Source organism: Pseudomonas sp. AL03, assembly GCF_029960815.1.
Classification (GTDB): Bacteria; Pseudomonadota; Gammaproteobacteria; order Pseudomonadales; family Pseudomonadaceae; genus Aquipseudomonas.
In genome coordinates this window covers 352,992-371,778 of the sequence record NZ_JASBRE010000002.1, presented here as the reverse complement: position 1 = coordinate 371,778, position 18,787 = coordinate 352,992, and the positions used below count along the sequence as shown (strand labels likewise).

Sequence of the window (18,787 nt, the reverse complement as noted above, 5' to 3'; positions counted from 1 at the left end):
ATTCCTGCGGTACTGCGCCATGGTGTGAATATCATGGCGCGATAAGGCGAACTGTATGGACTCAGCTGCTCGGGGTGTCGGTATCGCGCTTGCGCTTGTTGCCCATGCGCACGCCGATATCCATCAGGAACTGGAAGAAGCCTTCCTGATCTTCCAGCACATTGCTCCAGAACGGCGAGTGATACAGCGCCACAGCGCCGTGCACCAGCGCCCAGGACGCGCAGTAATGGAAGTATGGCGGCACGTCTTCGAGCTTGCCTTCGCTGATCCGGCCCTTGATCAGCAGGGTCAGGCGTTCGAAGTTCGAGGCGCGGATCTTGTGCAGCTCCTCGACCATCTCCGGCACCTGATTGCCCTTGACCACCTTTTCTTCCAGGCGATCGAACAACCGATAGCGTTGAGGGTCGCGCATGCGGAATTCGAAGTAGGCGCGGGACAGGGCTTCCTTGTCCTTGTCGACATCGGCCGAATGCAACAGCTCGTTCAAATCGCGCTCGTAATCGAGCATCAGGCGCAAATAGATCTCGGCCTTGGATTTGAAGTGCTTGTAGATCGTGCCTTTGCCGATACCGACGGCATCAGCAATCATCTCGACGGTGACACTGTCTTCACCTTGATCGAGGAACAGCTTGAGCGCGGTATCGAGAATTTCTTGCTCGCGGCGACGAAACTCACGGACCTTACGAGGTTCTTTATGCATAAGAAAAGGTCTGTAGGTGTCAAAATTCGAAGCCGCGTATTATGCCTAACTTGCGCAAAAATGCACGGATCATCCGACCATGTATGTGCTTCTTGATGAATTCCGGCAGTCTCGCAGACTGATGAGAACTCAACCGAAGCGCCCGTATTCCAAATTTGTTTAAAAATCGCGACCGGTTAACTGGACTCGGCGCAATACTGATCAATACTTCAACTGTCGGCGGGGCATCTCCCCCAAGTGTCGCGCCGATATAGGTACCAACGGACCGCGTGCCTTTGTTTTACTCCTAATGGTCTTAACCCGGATTCACCCCCCAGAACCCGGGTTTTTTTTGCCTGCGATTTAACCTTTCACATGCGCCAGCGGAAAAAGTCGCTTGAAGTTCTCGGTGGTTTGCTCGGCAAACCGCTCGTAGGACTCACCTCGCAACATTGCCAGAAATTCCGCTACGTCGCGCACGTACTGCGGCAGGTTCGGTTTGCCGCGATGAGGAATCGGCGCCAGGTAGGGCGAGTCGGTTTCCACCAGCAGTCGGTCAGCCGGCACTTTACTGGCCACGTCACGCAGAGCGTCGGCATTGCGGAAAGTGACAATCCCGGACAAGGAAATGTAATACCCCATGTCCAGCGCCGCTTTGGCCATGTCCCAGTCTTCGGTGAAGCAATGCAGCACGCCAGCCTGGGGCAGCGCCGCTTCGCGCAAAAGGTTCAATGTATCAACGCGGGCGCCACGGGTGTGGATGATCACCGGTTCGCCCGTCTGCTGCGCCGCTTGCAGATGCAGGCGAAACGACTCCTGCTGCAACTCTGCCGCTTCCGGCTCGTAGTGATAATCCAGACCGGTTTCACCGATCGCCACCACGCGCGGGTGGTTGAGCTCGCGCAACAGCCAATCCAGCGCCGGCGCTGCCCCCGGCTGCACATCCAGCGGATGTACGCCAACCGAACAGTCGACGTCGTCGTAACGTTCGGCCAGGGCTTTGACGTCCGCGGCGTTCTCGACGCTGACGCCGATACACAGAAAATGCCCTACCCCGCGCTGACGGGCCGCATCCAGTGCAGCATCCAGCGAGCCGTCGTGGGCGGCGAGGTCGAGTCGATCAAGGTGGCAATGGGAATCTACGAGCATAAAAGGGCTGCAACTTACATCGTATGAGTGGGACGGTCGGACTTCAGGGCTCCGGCCAGATGGGTTTCGATTCGACTGCGCGCAGTGTTGTCGCCGTCGTTGAATTGCACGCCGACTCCCGCGGCCCGATTGCCCTGCGCACCTTTTGGAGTGATCCAGGCGACCTTGCCGGCGACCGGAATCTTTTCCGGTTCATCCATCAGGTTCAGCAGCATGAATACCTCATCGCCCAACTTGTAATTTTTGTTGGTCGGGATAAACAGGCCACCGTTTTTGATGAACGGCATGTAGGCCGCGTAAAGCACGGACTTGTCCTTGATCGTCAGGGACAAAATGCCGTTACGCGGCCCCGGATTGACGGCTTCATTCATGCTGACCTCCACTGCTGATGTTCAGAGTCTAGGCTCAGACGCTCACCTCTGGGTAGGCAAACCCGCCCATTGCACCAACAGCGCCTCCAGCAACAGCACCCGATTGAGGTTGGCTTTGCTTATCACTTTCTGGCGCTGGGCGAGGATCCAGTCCTGGATATTCAGGACTTTGTCCTGGCCGGCTTTCTGCGCCAGGTACTGAATCACCTTGCGCATGTCCGTCAGTCCCAGCCCTTCTTCATCCTGAGTCAGTTGATAGCGCAGGATCAGGCTCGACCAATCGCAGAACCAGTCGAACAGCAGCAACAGCGGAATCGCATTCCAGCCTTCGGCCAATTGTGTTGGCGACTGTTGCTGCTTGAGCAACTTCTTCACGCCATCGACCACCAGCGCTCGCTGCTCGCGTACGCCCTGGGCCTGCAAGTTGACGGCGGCCAGTGGCGAACCGGCGGCCAGGGTCAGCAACTCGATGCGCTCTTCTTCCGAGCAGTCCGGCAACGCCTTCGCCAGCCACGCAAGACTCATGGCTTCGCTCGGCAGTGGACAGGCCTGCTGCACGCAGCGGCTCTTGATCGTCGGCAACAGACGACTGGTCTGATGGCTGACCAACAGCAAAACAGTATCCCCGGAAGGCTCTTCAAGGCTTTTGAGCAAGGCATTGGCGGCGTTGATGTTCATCGACTCGGCCGGCTCGATCAGTATCACTTTGCGGCCGCCCATCTGCGCGGTCTGGACCACGAAACTGACCAGATCACGAACTTGGTCGACCTTGATCGCCTTATCGGCTTCTTCCGGTTCCAGAATGTAGTTGTCGGGGTGACTGCCGGCCTTCAGCAACAGACAGGATTTGCATTCACCGCAAGCATCCTGGGCGGATGGGCGCTGGCACAGCAAACGGGCCATCAAGCGCTCGGCCAGCGCACGCTTGCCGATCCCGGCCGGGCCATGCAGCAGATAGGCGTGAGCATGTTGCTTGCGACCGGCCAACTGCTGCCAGAGACTGTCCTGCCACGGATAGGCTTCAGCCACGAGTCAACTCCAGCAGACGCGGCAGCAAGGCATCCAGTGACTGCTGAACCTGCGCCAGCGGCTGGGCGGCATCGACCAGGACATAACGCGCAGGATCCGCTTCAGCACGCTTGAGGAAAGCACTGCGCACCGCATCAAAAAAGGTTCGGCCTTCAAGTTCGAAACGATCCAGACGACCGCGAGCGCTGGCGCGGGCCAGGCCCACTTCCACCGGCAGATCGAAAATCAACGTCAGGTCCGGGCGCAGATCGCCCTGAACGAAGGTTTCCAGGGTCGCGATGCGCTCCAGCGACAGGCCGCGACCGCCGCCCTGATAGGCGTAGGTCGAGCAGGTGAAGCGATCACACAAGACGACTGCGCCACGGGTCAACGCCGGGCGAATCACTTCGGCCAGATGCTGGGCTCGCGCGGCGAACACCAACAGCAACTCAGTGTCCGGGTTCATGACTTCGTCAACCGGCGCCAGCAGCACTTCGCGGACCCGCTCGGCCAACGGCGTGCCGCCGGGTTCGCGGGTCAGCACGACCTCGATCCCAGTGGCGCGCAGGCGCTCGGCCAGGTATTCGCGATTGGTGCTCTTGCCGGCGCCTTCCGGGCCTTCCAAAGTAATAAACAAGCCAGTCACAGGCAGTCCTTAGTCAGAGTCATTGCGGGCTTTGCGGCGCGGTTGCATCCGGTTCGGGCACAGGTGCAGCAGCGGGTTCTTGAACGGGTTCTTGCGGCGGCTCCTGTGACGGCTCCCGGGCAGGCGCTTGCGGCTCGGGTGGCGCCGCTTGAGCAGGCTCTTGCGGCGGCACTTGTGGCAAAGCCTCGGGAGCCGTGTCGGGCGATGCGGCCGGAATCGGTGCCTGCTCATCCGTTGCCTCTGGCGCCGTGGTCGGCGCCGGGCTGGAGCGGTAGTCGGCACGGCGCTTGATCTGGAACTCACGCACAGCGTTATTGTGCGCGTCCAGATCATCGGAGAACACGTGGCTGCCATCACCACGGGCCACGAAATAGAGGCTATTGCCAGCCACCGGATTCAGTGCTGCATGAATCGCTTCGCGGCCGACCATGGCGATCGGAGTCGGCGGCAGGCCCGAAATCATGTAGGTGTTGTACGGGGTCGCTTCCTTGAGATGGGCGCGAGTCAATTTGCCGTTATAACGATCACCGAGGCCGTAGATCACGGTCGGATCGGTCTGCAACAACATGCCCATTTCCATGCGCCGCACAAACACGCCAGCGATTTGTCCGCGCTCCTGCGGCACACCGGTTTCCTTTTCCACCAGCGAGGCCATGATCAGCGCCTGATAGGGTTCGGTGTACGGCACGTCAGCCGAGCGCTGGCCCCACTCCTTGGCGAGGACTTCGTCGAGGCGGTCGTAGGCTTTTTTCAGCAGCTCAACATCGGTCATGCCACGCACGAAGCGATAGGTGTCAGGGAAGAACCTCCCTTCCGGAAAAATCCCGGTGTGGCCGAGTTTGTCCATCACCTCGCTATCGCTCAAACCGTTCAGGGTCTGCTCAAGTTTTTCATCCTTGGCCAGCGCCGCGCGGACCTGATGGAAATTCCAGCCTTCGACCAGGGTCAGGCTGTACTGAACCATTTCCCCGCGCTTCCACAGGTCAATCAGCCCTTCGACAGTCATGCCGGGCTGCAGGCGGTATTCGCCCTTGTGCAACGGTTGTTTGGCGAGATTGAAGCGCCAATACACGCGAAGCCAAAAAGCATCCTTGATGACGCCGTCGGCTTCGAGTCGATAGAAGGTACGGGTGGGTGTCGTACCTTTTGGCACTTCCAGCAGTTCTTCCTGGGTGATGTTCAGCGGTTGTTCCAGCGCCGAATGGATTTTCCAGGCGGAAGCGCCCAGACACAGCCCCGCCAGAACCAATCCGGTTTCCAGCAGCAGCAAGAATTTACGTCTCACGTATCAAGCATCCAGTAGTGCGCGGGCAGTGGTTTGGAGTTTACGGGTGAGCGGACCAACCGGCCAGCTCAGTGCTGCATAGGCGCACACAGGCCAAACGCCATACACGCTGTTGCAGACAAAGACTTCATCAGCCCATTGCAGCTGATCGAGGGTGATGTCGGTGATTTGGGTGCGGATCCCCAATGACTCGGCTTGAAACAATAATTCGGCACGCATCACGCCGGCCACGCCACAGCGTTTGAGATCGGCCGTGATCAGTACACCATCGCGCACCAGGAACAGATTGCTAAACACGCCTTCGATGACTCGCCCGGCCTGGTCGAGCATCAAGCCTTCGGCATGATCGGAGTCTTGCCATTCGGAACGGGCGATGACCTGCTCAAGACGGTTCAGGTGTTTGAGTCCGGCGAGCAGAGGCTGTTTGGAAAGCCGCGTTGCACAGGGGAACAGGCGAACGCCCTGCTCCGCATTGGCGGCGGGATAAACCGCAGGAGGGTTGCCCAGCATAATGCGTCGCGCCTGAGCCGAAGGATCGGGCGCATAACCGCGCAAGCTTTCGCCACGCGTGATGATGAGCTTGAGCACACCTTCGCCCAACGCTTGGGCATAGGTCAGTAACTCAGTGCACACAGCCGCATGGTCGATATTAATTGCCAACCGCTGGCAACCTGTGACCAAACGCAGCAGATGCCGATCCAGCAATACCAGAGTGCCGTTGCGCACAGCGATGGTCTCAAACAGACCATCACCATAAGCCAGGCCGCGATCCTTCAGCGACAAAGCGTCAGCCGGCTGACCGTCGACCCAGCTGTCCATCAGTCAGCGAACCGGCGGAACACCAGCGAGCCGTTGGTACCGCCAAACCCGAAGGAGTTGGACAGCACCACATCGATATTCATATTGCGCGCGGTATGCGGTACAAAATCGAGGTCGCAACCTTCGTCTGGCTCATCGAGGTTGATGGTCGGCGGCGCTACCTGACTGTTGATCGCCAGCACACTGAAGATCGCTTCGACCGCGCCCGCCGCACCCAACAGGTGGCCGGTCATGGACTTGGTCGAACTGACTGCCAGTTTGTAAGCGTGATCGCCGAACACCGACTTGATCGCACAGGCTTCGGCAAGGTCGCCCGCCGACGTCGAGGTGCCGTGAGCGTTTACGTACTGAACCTGATCGCCATTGATCTTGGCATCGCGCAAGGCATTGGTGATGCAACGCGCAGCACCCGCGCCATCGGCCGGAGGTGAAGTCATGTGGTAGGCATCGCCACTGGTGCCAAAGCCGATTAGCTCGGCGTAGATGGTCGCGCCGCGGGCCTTGGCGTGCTCCAACTCCTCCAGAACCAGCGCACCGGCGCCGTCGGACAGCACGAAGCCATCACGGCCCTTGTCCCATGGTCGGCTGGCGCGGGTCGGCTCGTCGTTGCGGGTCGACAGTGCGCGGGAGGCTCCGAAGCCGCCCATGCCCAGACCGCAAGCCGCCATCTCGGCGCCGCCGGCAATCATCACGTCGGCTTCGTCGTACATGATGTTGCGGGCCGCCATGCCAATGCAGTGCGTACCGGTGGTACACGCAGTGGCGATGGCGTAGTTAGGTCCCTGTGCACCCAGGTGGATGGACAGGAAACCGGAAATCATATTGATGATCGAGCCAGGCACGAAAAACGGGGAAATCCGTCGTGGGCCGGAATCATGCAGCGTGCGACTGGTTTCTTCGATATTGGTCAGTCCGCCAATACCCGACCCCATGGCCACGCCGATGCGCTCACGGTTGGCGTCGGTGACTTCCAGACCGGCGTTACGAACTGCCTGAAAACCTGCGGCCAGACCGTATTGAATGAACAGGTCGAGCTTGCGAGCTTCCTTGACCGACAGGTATTCCTCGACATTGAAGCCCTTTACCGAGCCGCCAAAACGGGTGGAATAGGCAGAAAGGTCGGTGTGTTCGATCAGACCAATGCCACTGCGGCCAGCCAGAATGCCCTGCCAACTGCTCGGCACATCCGTGCCCAGTGGCGACAACATACCCATACCGGTGACTACGACGCGTCTACGCGACACAGCACTCTCCTTTTTCAAATGACGACTTTGCATCAGGCCTAAAGAAAAAACCGCACGCCGTGATGGCAGTGCGGTTTTTCCATGACAGCAAGCAACGATTACAAGCTATTAAGCCTGGTGGTTAGTAACGTAATCGATTGCGGCTTGTACAGTAGTGATCTTCTCAGCTTCTTCGTCAGGGATTTCGGTCTCGAATTCCTCTTCCAGAGCCATCACCAGCTCAACGGTGTCAAGGGAGTCGGCACCCAGGTCTTCAACGAAGGAAGCAGTGTTGACCACTTCTTCTTCTTTAACGCCCAGTTGCTCAGCAACGATTTTCTTGACGCGCTCTTCGATGGTGCTCATACCTTGTTTTCACTCCTAATGGACAAATTCAGGCAGCTGGCCAGTGGGTAAGTGTATAGAAAGACTTTTCAGTTTTTCAACTGAAAGCTTCACTCCTCAAACCCGGTGGCCCTCTGCCTATAAATAGATTGCAGCTTTATAACGGATTTTAGACAGCTCGTATGACATTTTTTTGAAGCAACCCGTCACATTTAACTCATGTACATCCCGCCGTTCACCGGGATTGTAGCCCCAGTAACGTAAGCCGCACCGTCGGATGCAAGAAAAGCGACCACAGACGCGATCTCTTGAGCTTGTCCCAGACGGCCCAGCGGAATCTGCGTCTGCAAGGCTTCACGCTGTGCCTCGGGCAGTTCGCGGGTCATATCGGTGTCGATGAACCCAGGAGCCACCGAGTTTACCGTAATCGAACGCGAACCGACTTCACGCGCCAGTGCACGGCTGAAACCTTCCAGACCGGCCTTGGCGGCTGCGTAGTTTACTTGGCCTGCGTTGCCCATGGCACCCACAACCGAGCCAATACTGATAATTCGTCCCCAACGGGCTTTGGTCATACCGCGCAAAACGCCCTTGGACAGGCGGAACAGACTGTTCAGGTTGGTATCGACGACGTCATGCCATTCGTCATCTTTCATGCGCATCATCAGATTATCGCGGGTGATGCCGGCATTGTTGACCAGGATCGCCGGCGCACCGAACTGCGAAGTGATGCTCGCCAGTACCGCAGCAACGGACTCGTCGCTGGTGACATTGAGTTCCAGGCCAGTGCCTTGAATACCGTTTTCTTTCAGGGTAGCGGCAATGCGCTCGGCACCCGAGGCGGAGGTCGCGGTGCCGATGACGATGGCGCCCTGACGACCCAGTTCCAGGGCGATAGCCTGGCCGATACCGCGGCTCGCGCCGGTGACCAATGCAACTTTACCTTGCAGACTCATGCAGGCTTCTCCTGATTCAGGCCAGCGCTGCGCGGGCGGCAGCGAAGGCGTCGGGGGTATTGAGGTTGGATGTCGACACGCCTTCGGCGCAACGCTTGTTCAGACCCGCCAGCACTTTGCCAGGGCCGCATTCGACCAATTGGGTAGCACCTGCGGCAGCCAGCGCCTGAACCGATTCGACCCAGCGTACAGGCTTGTAAAGCTGCTCAAGCAGATCGCGCTTGAGGGTTTCCAGATCCGCCGGCACGCTGGCGCTGACGTTCTGAACCACGGGAATCTGCGGCGCCTGCCAGTCGATCGCTGCGATCGATTCGGCGAAACGCTCGGCCGCTGGACGCATCAGCTCGCAATGGGACGGCACGCTGACCGGTAATGGCATGGCGCGCTTGGCACCACGGGCCTTGCAGCCTTCGATGGCGCGCTCGACCGCTGCCTTGCCACCGGCGATGACCACCTGGCCAGGGGAGTTGAAGTTGACCGCACTGACCACTTCGCCTTGCGCCGCTTCGGCACAGGCTGCCAGCACATCAGCATCGTCCAGACCGAGAATGGCGGCCATGCCACCTTGCCCGGCCGGAACGGCTTCCTGCATCAACAGACCACGGCGCTCAACCAGCTTCACCGCGTCGCCCAGGCTCAGACTGCCTGCGGCGACCAAAGCGCTGTATTCGCCCAGGCTGTGACCGGCAACATAAGCCGGACGCGCGCCGCCTTCAGCCAGCCATAGACGCCACAAGGCAATCGAGGCGGTCAGAATGGCCGGTTGGGTTTTATCGGTTTGATTGAGTTGCTCTTCCGGCCCTTGCTGGGTCAGTGCCCACAGGTCGTAACCCAGAGCATCGGAAGCTTCTTTGAAAGTGTCGAGGACAACCGGATGTTGCGCGCCCAACTCGGCCAGCATGCCGAGGGACTGCGAACCCTGTCCCGGAAAGACGAATGCGAGGGAAGCAGACATGTAACAAGCCCCTAATGATCTTGTCGTCGGAGAATTGACGTCCCGCTTGGAGGAACGCAAGAAACTGACAGTTGGATGGCAAATTGAACTGAGCGGTCACATTTAAGCATTGTCCGACGAAAACGCCTAAAGCAACAAATCCTCCAGACGACCATGAATGCGTTCCGGCAGGTTTTCCTGGATCTCGATCAAGGCGCGCTGAATCGCACTCTGGAAGCCCTGAACCCCCGCTGAACCATGACTTTTGACCACAATCCCCTGCAAACCAAGGAAGCTCGCGCCATTATGTCGCGCAGGCGCCAGATCGGCTTGCAAACGCTTCATCAGCGGCAATGCCAGAGCACCGACCACTCTCGACGCGAGATTTTTCTTGAACAAGGCTTCGATGCGTCCGGCAATCATAGTCGCCAGGCCTTCGCTGGACTTGAGCAGGATATTGCCGACAAAACCGTCACATACCACCACATCCGCCTCGCCACGGTACACACCGTCACCTTCGACAAAACCGATGTAGTTGATGCCGCGAGCGCTCTGCAACAAGGTTGCCGCCAGCTTGACCTGCTGATTGCCCTTGATGTCTTCAGTACCGATGTTCAGCAGCGCCACTCGCGGACGAACGATGCCCAGGGTTTCCGCCGCCACCGACCCCATCACGGCGAACTGCAACAGATGCTCGGCGCTGCAATCGACATTGGCGCCCAGATCGAGCAACTGACAGTAGCCCTTCTGCGTCGGAATCGCCGCAACCATCGCCGGCCGATCAATGCCCGGCAAGGTCTTGAGCACGAACCGCGACAACGCCATCAGCGCACCGGTATTGCCGGCGCTGACACAGGCCTGGACCTTGCCGTCTCGCAGTAACTCCAGCGCCACACGCATCGACGAATCGGGCTTGCCGCGCAAGGCCTGGGCAGGCTTTTCGTCCATGGTGATGACTTCGGACGCCGCCACAATCGACAGGCGCGAGCGATCTACAGCCGATTGGCCAGAGAGCAATTCTTCAAGAAGAGAGGGTTGACCGACGAGGGTCAGGTGCAGCGAGGGTGTAGCAGACAGACAAGCAAGGCTGGCCTGAACAATGCTGCGGGGACCGAAGTCCCCGCCCATTGCGTCAATCGCGATGACTTGAGCAGACAAGTGATTACTCGTCAGCGCCCTTGTCGATCACTTTACGGCCACGGTATACGCCTTCTGGCGATACGTGGTGACGCAGGTGAATTTCACCGGTGGTTTTTTCTACAGACAGAGTGCTTGCCGTCAGGGCGTCGTGCGAACGACGCATGTCACGGGCAGAGCGGGATTTTTTGTTCTGCTGAACAGCCATAATTGATTAACTCCTAAACGTTTGGGTCACGCTTTAACTGCGCCAATACACTGAACGGGTTGGACCGCGTTACCTCGTCCTCGCTCGGTTCGGGCTCATCGAGACCCGCCGGCTGCTGGCATTCTTCCGGATGATGAGCAGGCACAATGGGCAAGGCGAGCAGAAGCTCCTCCTCGATCAGTGACTGCAGATCCAATGGATCTTCGCCCAGTTCCAGCACGTCATAACCTTTCGGCAACGACTGGGTATTCGCACCCTCCTTCACCACAGCATAACTGCATTCGCTATGGATCGGCAGGGTGACCAGCTCAAGACAACGCTGGCAAACCATTTTGACTTCGGTGTCGATAAAGCTGTGGATTACCACAGACTTACGTTCATCTCGCTCAAAAACGAATTTAGCCTGCACCGTACCGACAGTGTCGGAAAGCGGGTCGCAGAGTCTCTCCAAATCGGCCAGCAGCAGTTCACCTTGAAGGGTGGTGCCACGATCAGCCAATTTGCGCGGGTCAACGTGAGGTGGAATCGGGTCATTCAACATAGGCGCAGCATTATAGGGATGCACCCAGCCATGTCAAAGGAAATTCAGCCCTGTCCGTCACTTGGAAGCCTCGCTAGAATTCGCGCCTGTCTTCTGGAGATGCGCATGCTGCCTTTATTACTCGCTTCAAGCTCGGTTTATCGCCGAGAATTGCTGGCCCGCTTGCAGCTACCGTTTACCTGCAGCTCGCCGAATATCGACGAAAGCCATCGCCTGGGCGAGTCCGCCATCGAGCTGGTAAAGCGCCTCGCCGAGGAAAAAGCACGCGCATTGGCCGGCAGCCACCCCGCTCATCTGATCATCGGCTCCGACCAGGTCGCGGTGCTCGGCGACCGGATTATCGGCAAACCGCACACCTTCGAAAAGGCCCGCGAGCAGCTGCTGGCTGCAAGTGGCACCCGCGTGACCTTCCTCACCGGCCTCGCACTGTTTAACAGCCAGACCGGCGCCTGCCAGGTCGACTGCGTGCCCTTCACCGTACACATGCGCACACTCGACCCATCGCGCATCGAACGCTACCTGCACGCTGAACAACCCTACGACTGCGCTGGCAGCTTCAAAGCCGAAGGTTTAGGGGTGAGCCTGTTTCAAAGCACCGAAGGCCCTGACGCCACCAGCCTGATAGGCCTGCCATTGATTCGCTTGGTCGACATGCTGCTGGCCGAAGGCGTGCAAATCCCCTGAACACCGCAATCGTGTAGCAGCTGGCGAAGCCTGCGTTCGAGTGCGCAGCGCTCGCCAAACCCTATGCCGCGACCGCTCAGGTAAACCTCGCACTCCTGATTTGCGAGCGCTGCGCACTCGAACGCAGGCTTCGCCAGCTGCTACAGAGACCGCGCAGACGTAAAAAACCGACCACGAAGGTCGGTTTTTCATGCTGCCGGAAGAATCAGCGCAACGAAGGCCCCTGGAAGCCCATCCACATCGCCAGATGCTCAGCCACGCTGGCACCGAGCTTTTTCGAGAAGCGATCGAACGGCGATTCCTGAACGGTGAAGTCCACCAGTTCTTTCTCGCCGATCACATCACGCGCCACCGAACTGGCACTCCCCAGACCATCGATCAGGCCCAGCGGCAACGCCTGCTCCCCGTTCCAGACCAACCCGGAGAACAGCTCCGGATGCTCTTTGTCCTTGAGACGGTCGCCACGGCCCTTTTTCACGCTATTGATGAACTGCTGGTGTGTCGTATCCAGCACGCCCTGCCAGAACCGAGTCTCCTCAGGCTTTTGCGGCTGGAACGGGTCGAGGAACGACTTGTGTTCGCCCGACGTGTAAGTCCGACGCTCGACGCCGAGCTTCTCCATGGTGCCGACAAAGCCGTAACCGGCCGCTGTCACACCAATGGAACCGACCAGACTCGCCTTGTCGGCGTAAATCTGATCGGCCGCGCTGGCGATGTAGTAAGCACCGGAAGCCCCAAGATCCGAGATCACCGCGTACACCTTGGTATCCGGGTGCAAGCCGCGCAGACGGACAATTTCGTCATACACATAACCCGACTGCACCGGACTGCCGCCCGGGCTGTTGATCCGCAGGATCACACCCTTGACCTTCTCGTCCTCGAAAGCCGCACGCAGACTGCCGACGATGTTGTCTGCGCTGGCAGACTCCTTGTCAGCGATCACGCCGATCACGTTGATCAACGCGGTGTAATGGGCACTGCGAGTGGCGGCTTTCTCCATGTCCATCAACGGCGTGAACAGGACCAGCGCACCCAACAGGTACACAAAGGTCAGCAACTTGAAGAAAATTCCCCAGCGACGGGACCGGCGCTGCTCCTGCACGCCGGCCAGCAGGGTCTTTTCCAGCAGCTTCCAGCTTTTCTCGTCACCGCTCTCTGCGCTCGCCTTGGCGGGCGCTTTCCATTCGTCGGTCATGACTTCTACCCCTGCAAAAACGTATTAAGCCCGCTGATTCAGCCAGGCATGCAATTCTGAAAAACGATCAATGGCCAGCCGCGGCTCGAACAGCTTCAACGCCTCGATCGATTGAGCGCCATAGCTGACTGCCACGGAGTCCATGCCGGCGTTGCGCGCCATCTGCAGGTCGAAGGACGAATCGCCCACCATCAGCGCCTGCTCCGGGCGAACTTTGCAGTGAGCGAGGATCTGCTCAAGCATCAGCGGATGGGGCTTGCTGGCGGTTTCGTCGGCCGCGCGGGTGATATCGAAATAATCCTCCCAGCCATGCGCCTTCAGCACCCGATCCAGCCCGCGACGAGCCTTGCCGGTTGCGACCGCCAAGTGATAACCCTCGGCACGAAACACCTCCATCGACTCGAAAACGCCTTCAAACAAAGGTGAAGGCACGGCTTCTGACGCAATGTAGTGATCGGCGTAGTGCTCGCGAAAGGCGATCAGCTCGGCATCGCCAATGTCCGGATACAAGGTACGAATCGCTTCCGGCAAGCCCAGACCGATGATGCCCTTGACGGCAAAATCATCACACAACTGAAATCCGGAGCGCTCGGACGCGACATGCATGGCCTCGACAATCCGACCAATGGAATCAGCCAATGTGCCGTCCCAGTCGAAAATCAGCAACTTGTAATCAGAGGGGTGCACTCAGGCGCTCCACGGTTTTGGCCCACATCTCATCCACGGGCGCCTGCAATTTCAGCTCACCGCCATCGGGCAGCGGCACGGTCAGCATATAGGCGTGCAGGAACAGGCGCTTACCGCCCAGGTCACGAATTTCTTTACTGAAACCGTCATCACCGTACTTGGTATCGCCAGCGATGCAATGCCCGGCGTGCAGGGTGTGGACGCGGATCTGGTGAGTCCGGCCGGTGATCGGTTTCGCTTCGATCAGGGTCGCAAAGTCGCCAAAGCGACGCAGGACCTTGAACACGGTCACAGACTCCTTGCCCTCCTCCTCGTCGACCTCGACCATGCGCTCGCCGGAGCGCAGATTGCTCTTGCCGAGCGACGCACGAACTTGCTTGATCGAAGCCGCCCAGTTACCGCGAACCAACGCCATATAGCGCTTATCAACGCCATCACCGCGCAATGCCGTGTGCAAGTGACGCAGCATGCTGCGCTTCTTGGCGATCATCAACAGGCCGGAGGTGTCACGGTCGAGACGGTGAACCAGCTCGAGCTCCTTGCAATCCGGACGCAACTGACGAAAGGCTTCGATCACCCCGTAAGTCAGGCCGCTGCCGCCATGAACCGCGATGCCGCAAGGCTTGTTGATCACGATCAGCGCCTTGTCCTCGAAGACAATCGAGGCTTCGAGGCGCTGCAGCAGGCCTTGGGCCAGTGGCACAGGCTCGTCTCGCTCAGGCACGCGAACCGGCGGCACGCGCACGATATCGCCCGCCTGCAGCTTGTATTCGGGCTTGATCCGACCTTTGTTCACCCGCACTTCGCCCTTGCGCAAAATGCGGTAAATCAAGGTCTTGGGCACGCCTTTGAGCCGAGCGAGAAGGAAGTTATCAATACGTTGGCCGGCATATTCCGGCGAGACCTCCAGCAGTTGTACGGCTGGGGTCGAAGGGGCAGTAGTCGTCATGGCGCGAATGATAACAATTTTTTATGGAATTGAAGCACTTAATCATTGCTGCTATAGTCGCGAACGCCGCCAAAAGTGGCCTGGACAGCGGACTAACGGTCAAAAACCGGCCCTGACCAACGCAATTCACGAGGACGAGAGGCCGTCCTACGGGGCTTTCGCTACGAAACGGTAGAGTTTGCAGTTGTAACGAGCGCAGGTGACATGAGGCCTGAAGCATGCCGCAAAGCAGAGTTTTCACTCGCCTTGCGAGCAAATATTCACGGCCAGTTCACAAAGTGCAGTCAGCGACGAACAACCCCGAGCGAACGCTTCGGAAACAACGCCTAAATTAGCCATGATGCGTGACCTCCCCTTTCGGAGCTCACGGTAAATGCCAACCCGCTGCGGATTCTGCGCGCGGCAGCACCCGAATTATCAGGGATACGTGTAGGGTGGAGATGCACAACCGCTGGACTGTGTAGCAATAGGCTTTATCAAGACGCTTCATCTCGTCCACAGCCGCTGGTTGATTCCTCCTCCTGACTGAGTGCTTAAGTAGCCACAGCAAGCAGGACGCGTACGTCGCGACGCTGGCCCAATTGGCCGGGGTTCGCTAGACACTGGAGTGTCCAACCACTCCTGACGCACCTGACACCGACCATGAGAAGTCGTGTGTGCCGAACGCCGTTTCCGGCAGCCCGGAAACCGACGGTACTACATGAAAAGAATGCTGATTAACGCAACTCAACCCGAAGAGTTGCGTGTTGCACTGGTAGATGGCCAGCGCCTCTACGACCTGGACATCGAATCCGGTGCACGCGAGCAGAAAAAGGCCAACATCTATAAAGGCCGGATTACTCGCATCGAACCAAGCCTTGAGGCTGCCTTTGTCGATTTCGGCTCTGAGCGCCACGGCTTCCTGCCCCTCAAAGAAATCTCCCGCGAATACTTCAAGAAAGCCCCCGAAGGCCGCGTCAACATCAAGGACGTCCTGACCGAAGGCCAGGAAGTCATCGTTCAGGTCGAAAAAGAAGAACGTGGCAACAAGGGCGCCGCCCTGACCACCTTCATCAGCCTGGCTGGTCGTTACCTGGTACTGATGCCGAACAACCCGCGTGCCGGCGGTATCTCCCGTCGCATCGAAGGTGAAGAGCGCAACGAACTGCGTGAAGCCCTGAATGGTCTGGTTGCGCCAGCCGACATGGGTCTGATCGTTCGCACTGCCGGCCTGGGCCGCAGCAGCGAAGAAATGCAGTGGGACCTCGATTACCTGCTGCAACTCTGGACCGCCATCAAAGAAGCTTCGCTGGATCGTTCCGCGCCGTTCCTGATCTACCAGGAAAGCAACGTGATCATCCGCGCCATCCGCGATTACCTGCGCCAGGACATCGGCGAAGTGCTGATCGACAGCGTTGAAGCCCAGGACGAAGCCCTGACCTTCATTCGCCAGGTGATGCCGCAGTACGCCAGCAAAATCAAACTGTACGAAGACAGCGTTCCGCTGTTTAACCGTTTCCAGATCGAAAGCCAGATCGAGACCGCTTTCCAGCGCGTCGTTGAACTGCCTTCCGGCGGCTCCATCGTTATCGATCCGACCGAAGCCCTGGTGTCCATCGACATCAACTCGGCGCGCGCCACCAAAGGCAGCGACATCGAAGAAACCGCCCTGCAGACCAACCTTGAAGCCGCCGAAGAAATCGCCCGTCAGTTGCGCCTGCGCGACATCGGCGGCCTGATCGTCATCGACTTCATCGACATGACCCCTGCCAAGAACCAGCGCGCCGTGGAAGAGAAAGTCCGCGAATGCCTGGAAGCCGACCGCGCTCGCGTGCAAGTCGGTCGTATCTCGCGCTTCGGCCTGCTGGAAATGTCCCGTCAGCGCCTGCGTCCATCGCTGGGCGAAAGCAGCGGCATCGTGTGCCCGCGTTGCAACGGCACCGGCATCATCCGTGACGTTGAATCGCTGTCGCTGGCGATCCTGCGCCTGATCGAAGAAGAAGCCCTGAAAGACCGCACCGCCGAAGTTCGCGCACAAGTGCCTATTCCGGTCGCAGCGTTCCTGCTCAACGAAAAACGCAACTCGATCACCAAGATCGAACTGCGCACCCGTGCCCGCATCGTCATTCTGCCGAACGATCACCTCGAAACGCCACACTTCGAAGTTCAGCGTCTGCGCGATGACAGCCCGGAAGCCAGCATCAATCAGTCCAGCTACGAAATCGCTGCTGCCGCTGCCGACGTCGAAGAAGTCCAGCCAGCCGCTGCGACCCGCACCCTGGTTCGCCAGGAAGCCGCGGTCAAGACTGCACCGGCCCGCGCCAACGCTCCGGTTCCAGCCGAAGTCGTCGCTGCCGCACCTGTTGCAGCACCGATCGCCGTGCCAGAGCCAAGCCTGTTCAAAGGCCTGGTGAAGTCGCTGGTCAGCCTGTTCGCTACCAAGGAAGAGCCAGTCGCTCCGGTTGTGGTTGAAAAACCGGCCGCCGAGCGTCCGGCCCGCAACGAAGAGCGTCGCAACGGTCGTCAGCAGAGCCGCAACCGTAACGGTCGCCGCGATGAAGAACGCAAGCCTCGTGAGGAACGTGCACCGCGTGAAGAACGCGCACCACGTGAACCACGCGAAGAAACTCCAGCTGTTGTAGCCCGCGAAGAACGCGCCCCACGCGCCCCTCGTGAAGAACGTGCACCGCGCGGTGAAGAACGTGCACCGCGCGCTCCTCGCGAAGATCGCAAGCCACGTGGCGATCGTGAAGAGCGTCCGGTTCGTGAACTGCGTGAACCTCTGGATGGCGCTCCGGTCGCCGCTGCTACCGCTGAAGAGCGTCCAGCTCGTCAGCCACGTGAAGAACGTGCTCCACGCCCACCGCGTGAAGAACGTCAGCCACGTGCAGAACAAGCCCCAGCCGCAGTCGCTGAAGAAGAGCTGATCACCAACGAAGAGCAACTGCAGGAAGACGGTCAGGAAGGCGTCGAAGGCGATCGTCCACGCCGCCGTTCCCGTGGTCAGCGTCGTCGCAGCAACCGTCGTGAGCGTCAGCGTGATGCCAACGGTAATGTGATCGAAGGTTCGGAAGAATCCGAGTCTGCCGAAGGTAGCGAAGCTGCCGACACCGACGAAGCGCCAAGCGCTGCCGATCTGGCCGCCGGCCTGGCAGTTACCGCAGCCGTTGCCAGCACCGTGATCAGCGCTCCAGCCGAAGCACAGGCTAACGAGCAAGCCGAACGCGCTACTGCTGCCACCCTGGAAACTGCGCCAGTGGAAGCGCCAGTGGTTGAAGCAACGACTCCGGTCGAAGCCACCGCCGCTCCGGAAATCGAAGTGGCCCCGGTTCGTGAAGCACAGCCTGTATTTGAAGCTACCGCTGAGCCAGTGGTTGCCGCAGAACCGGTTGTCGAAACATCAACCGAAACAGTGACCGAAGCTGTCCGTGAAGTTCGCGAAGAGCAAACCGCGTTCAACTGGGTTGCCGAGCCAGCCGCCGCCGAAGCACCAGAAGCCGAGGCCATGGTTTCCGAGCCAGTGGTTGCTGCTGCCGAGCCTGCCCCGGTGGTTGAAGCGCCGGTTGTTGCCGAAGTGGTTGCACCGGAAGTCGAAGCCGCCCCTGTCAGCGCGCTGACGCCAAGTGGCCGTGCGCCGAATGACCCGCGTGAAGTGCGTCGTCGCCAGCGTGAAGCCGAGCGTCTGCAGAAGGAAGCCGAACTGACTGCCGCTGCTGCACCCGTTGAAGCGGTTGTCGCTGCCGAGCCTGCACCGGTTGTTGCTGAAGTGGTCGAGGCTGCTCCTGCTGCTGAGTCGGTCATCGAAGAAGCGCCGCGCTCCGTACAGGAAGCGGTCGAGCAACACGAACAAGCCCTGGAAAAAGAACACGAGCCTAAACCTCTCGTCTGACTCCATCGGCCATTAAAAAGCCCCGTCTGGTGATCCAGGCGGGGCTTTTTTTATGTCTGCGGGTAAAACAGGTGGACCGCGTTATCGTTCTTCGCGGGCAATC

At 59.1% G+C, this 18,787-nt stretch carries 19 protein-coding genes; 2 read left to right on the top strand and 17 right to left on the bottom strand.

All coding sequences use genetic code 11. The features are described from left to right. Positions 1–61 precede the first annotated feature (61 nt). The 14 genes from QK293_RS03880 to QK293_RS03815 form a co-directional block, all read right to left on the bottom strand. Positions 62–700 (bottom strand): TetR/AcrR family transcriptional regulator, encoded by a 639-nt coding sequence (locus QK293_RS03880; protein ID WP_008152317.1) that lies wholly within the window; start codon positions 698–700, stop codon positions 62–64. A gap of 342 nt (positions 701–1,042) precedes the next feature. Continuing rightward, entirely contained in the window at positions 1,043–1,828 is a 786-nt protein-coding gene (locus QK293_RS03875; RefSeq protein ID WP_282375713.1) for a TatD family hydrolase, read from the bottom strand. Positions 1,829–1,842: 14 nt separating this feature from the next. Further along, complete coding sequence (locus QK293_RS03870; RefSeq protein ID WP_282375712.1) at positions 1,843–2,199, bottom strand: PilZ domain-containing protein; 357 nt, start codon at positions 2,197–2,199, stop codon at positions 1,843–1,845. 42 nt (positions 2,200–2,241) lie between these two features. After that, entirely contained in the window at positions 2,242–3,228 is a 987-nt protein-coding gene (locus QK293_RS03865) for a DNA polymerase III subunit delta' (RefSeq protein WP_282375711.1), read from the bottom strand. Then, positions 3,221–3,853 (bottom strand): dTMP kinase, encoded by a 633-nt coding sequence (tmk, locus tag QK293_RS03860; RefSeq protein WP_282375710.1) that lies wholly within the window; start codon positions 3,851–3,853, stop codon positions 3,221–3,223. Before tmk ends, QK293_RS03865 begins: the two co-directional genes overlap by 8 nt. A gap of 19 nt (positions 3,854–3,872) precedes the next feature. Then, positions 3,873–5,138, bottom strand: a complete 1,266-nt coding sequence (gene mltG, locus QK293_RS03855; protein WP_282375709.1) for an endolytic transglycosylase MltG — start codon at positions 5,136–5,138, stop codon at positions 3,873–3,875. A 3-nt stretch (positions 5,139–5,141) separates the two neighbouring features. Then, the gene (pabC, locus tag QK293_RS03850; protein WP_282375708.1) at positions 5,142–5,957 is read right to left on the bottom strand and encodes an aminodeoxychorismate lyase; all 816 of its coding nucleotides are present in this window, start codon (positions 5,955–5,957) and stop codon (positions 5,142–5,144) included. Further along, complete coding sequence (gene fabF, locus QK293_RS03845) at positions 5,957–7,201, bottom strand: beta-ketoacyl-ACP synthase II (RefSeq protein WP_282375707.1); 1,245 nt, start codon at positions 7,199–7,201, stop codon at positions 5,957–5,959. Before fabF ends, pabC begins: the two co-directional genes overlap by 1 nt. Positions 7,202–7,309: 108 nt before the next feature. Further along, positions 7,310–7,546 (bottom strand): acyl carrier protein, encoded by a 237-nt coding sequence (gene acpP, locus QK293_RS03840; RefSeq protein WP_003442511.1) that lies wholly within the window; start codon positions 7,544–7,546, stop codon positions 7,310–7,312. A gap of 191 nt (positions 7,547–7,737) precedes the next feature. Then, positions 7,738–8,481, bottom strand: a complete 744-nt coding sequence (fabG, locus tag QK293_RS03835; RefSeq protein ID WP_282375706.1) for a 3-oxoacyl-ACP reductase FabG — start codon at positions 8,479–8,481, stop codon at positions 7,738–7,740. A 16-nt stretch (positions 8,482–8,497) separates the two neighbouring features. Next, positions 8,498–9,436, bottom strand: a complete 939-nt coding sequence (fabD, locus tag QK293_RS03830; RefSeq protein WP_282375705.1) for an ACP S-malonyltransferase — start codon at positions 9,434–9,436, stop codon at positions 8,498–8,500. 126 nt (positions 9,437–9,562) lie between these two features. Next, positions 9,563–10,573, bottom strand: a complete 1,011-nt coding sequence (gene plsX, locus QK293_RS03825) for a phosphate acyltransferase PlsX (protein WP_282375704.1) — start codon at positions 10,571–10,573, stop codon at positions 9,563–9,565. A gap of 4 nt (positions 10,574–10,577) precedes the next feature. After that, positions 10,578–10,760 (bottom strand): 50S ribosomal protein L32, encoded by a 183-nt coding sequence (gene rpmF, locus QK293_RS03820; RefSeq protein ID WP_008152339.1) that lies wholly within the window; start codon positions 10,758–10,760, stop codon positions 10,578–10,580. 13 nt (positions 10,761–10,773) lie between these two features. Next, the gene (locus QK293_RS03815; RefSeq protein ID WP_004371317.1) at positions 10,774–11,301 is read right to left on the bottom strand and encodes a YceD family protein; all 528 of its coding nucleotides are present in this window, start codon (positions 11,299–11,301) and stop codon (positions 10,774–10,776) included. 105 nt (positions 11,302–11,406) lie between these two features. On the opposite strand from QK293_RS03815, the gene QK293_RS03810 reads away from it, so the two are divergent. Next, entirely contained in the window at positions 11,407–11,985 is a 579-nt protein-coding gene (locus QK293_RS03810; protein ID WP_282375703.1) for a nucleoside triphosphate pyrophosphatase, read from the top strand. A 205-nt stretch (positions 11,986–12,190) separates the two neighbouring features. Here the strand turns inward: QK293_RS03810 and QK293_RS03805 are convergent, their stop codons facing one another. Genes QK293_RS03805 through rluC form a run of 3 tightly spaced genes read right to left on the bottom strand, consistent with a single transcriptional unit; the run spans position 12,191 to position 14,816 of the window. Further along, positions 12,191–13,180, bottom strand: coding sequence for a S49 family peptidase (locus tag QK293_RS03805; protein ID WP_282375702.1), 990 nt, complete (start codon positions 13,178–13,180; stop codon positions 12,191–12,193). A gap of 24 nt (positions 13,181–13,204) precedes the next feature. Then, positions 13,205–13,867: an HAD-IA family hydrolase gene (locus QK293_RS03800; protein ID WP_282375701.1), complete on the bottom strand. Its 663-nt coding sequence runs from the start codon at positions 13,865–13,867 to the stop codon at positions 13,205–13,207. Then, positions 13,854–14,816 (bottom strand): 23S rRNA pseudouridine(955/2504/2580) synthase RluC, encoded by a 963-nt coding sequence (gene rluC / locus QK293_RS03795; RefSeq protein WP_282375700.1) that lies wholly within the window; start codon positions 14,814–14,816, stop codon positions 13,854–13,856. Before rluC ends, QK293_RS03800 begins: the two co-directional genes overlap by 14 nt. Before the next feature lie 700 nt (positions 14,817–15,516). Between rluC and rne the strand changes: the two genes are divergently transcribed. Next, positions 15,517–18,684: a ribonuclease E gene (gene rne, locus QK293_RS03790; protein ID WP_282375699.1), complete on the top strand. Its 3,168-nt coding sequence runs from the start codon at positions 15,517–15,519 to the stop codon at positions 18,682–18,684. Positions 18,685–18,787 lie beyond the last annotated feature (103 nt).

What these genes read in the sequence shown, in the direction of transcription:
- QK293_RS03810 (WP_282375703.1), top strand. Translation starts at nt 11,407, where the DNA reads ATGCTGCCTTTATTACTCGCTTCAAGCTCGGTTTATCGCCGAGAATTG.
- rne (WP_282375699.1), top strand. Translation starts at nt 15,517, where the DNA reads ATGAAAAGAATGCTGATTAACGCAACTCAACCCGAAGAGTTGCGTGTT.
- QK293_RS03815 (WP_004371317.1), bottom strand. Translation starts at nt 11,301, where the DNA reads ATGTTGAATGACCCGATTCCACCTCACGTTGACCCGCGCAAATTGGCT.
- fabD (WP_282375705.1), bottom strand. Translation starts at nt 9,436, where the DNA reads ATGTCTGCTTCCCTCGCATTCGTCTTTCCGGGACAGGGTTCGCAGTCC.
- QK293_RS03875 (WP_282375713.1), bottom strand. Translation starts at nt 1,828, where the DNA reads ATGCTCGTAGATTCCCATTGCCACCTTGATCGACTCGACCTCGCCGCC.
- rpmF (WP_008152339.1), bottom strand. Translation starts at nt 10,760, where the DNA reads ATGGCTGTTCAGCAGAACAAAAAATCCCGCTCTGCCCGTGACATGCGT.
- rluC (WP_282375700.1), bottom strand. Translation starts at nt 14,816, where the DNA reads ATGACGACTACTGCCCCTTCGACCCCAGCCGTACAACTGCTGGAGGTC.
- QK293_RS03880 (WP_008152317.1), bottom strand. Translation starts at nt 700, where the DNA reads ATGCATAAAGAACCTCGTAAGGTCCGTGAGTTTCGTCGCCGCGAGCAA.
- QK293_RS03870 (WP_282375712.1), bottom strand. Translation starts at nt 2,199, where the DNA reads ATGAATGAAGCCGTCAATCCGGGGCCGCGTAACGGCATTTTGTCCCTG.
- pabC (WP_282375708.1), bottom strand. Translation starts at nt 5,957, where the DNA reads ATGGACAGCTGGGTCGACGGTCAGCCGGCTGACGCTTTGTCGCTGAAG.
- acpP (WP_003442511.1), bottom strand. Translation starts at nt 7,546, where the DNA reads ATGAGCACCATCGAAGAGCGCGTCAAGAAAATCGTTGCTGAGCAACTG.
- QK293_RS03805 (WP_282375702.1), bottom strand. Translation starts at nt 13,180, where the DNA reads ATGACCGACGAATGGAAAGCGCCCGCCAAGGCGAGCGCAGAGAGCGGT.
- fabG (WP_282375706.1), bottom strand. Translation starts at nt 8,481, where the DNA reads ATGAGTCTGCAAGGTAAAGTTGCATTGGTCACCGGCGCGAGCCGCGGT.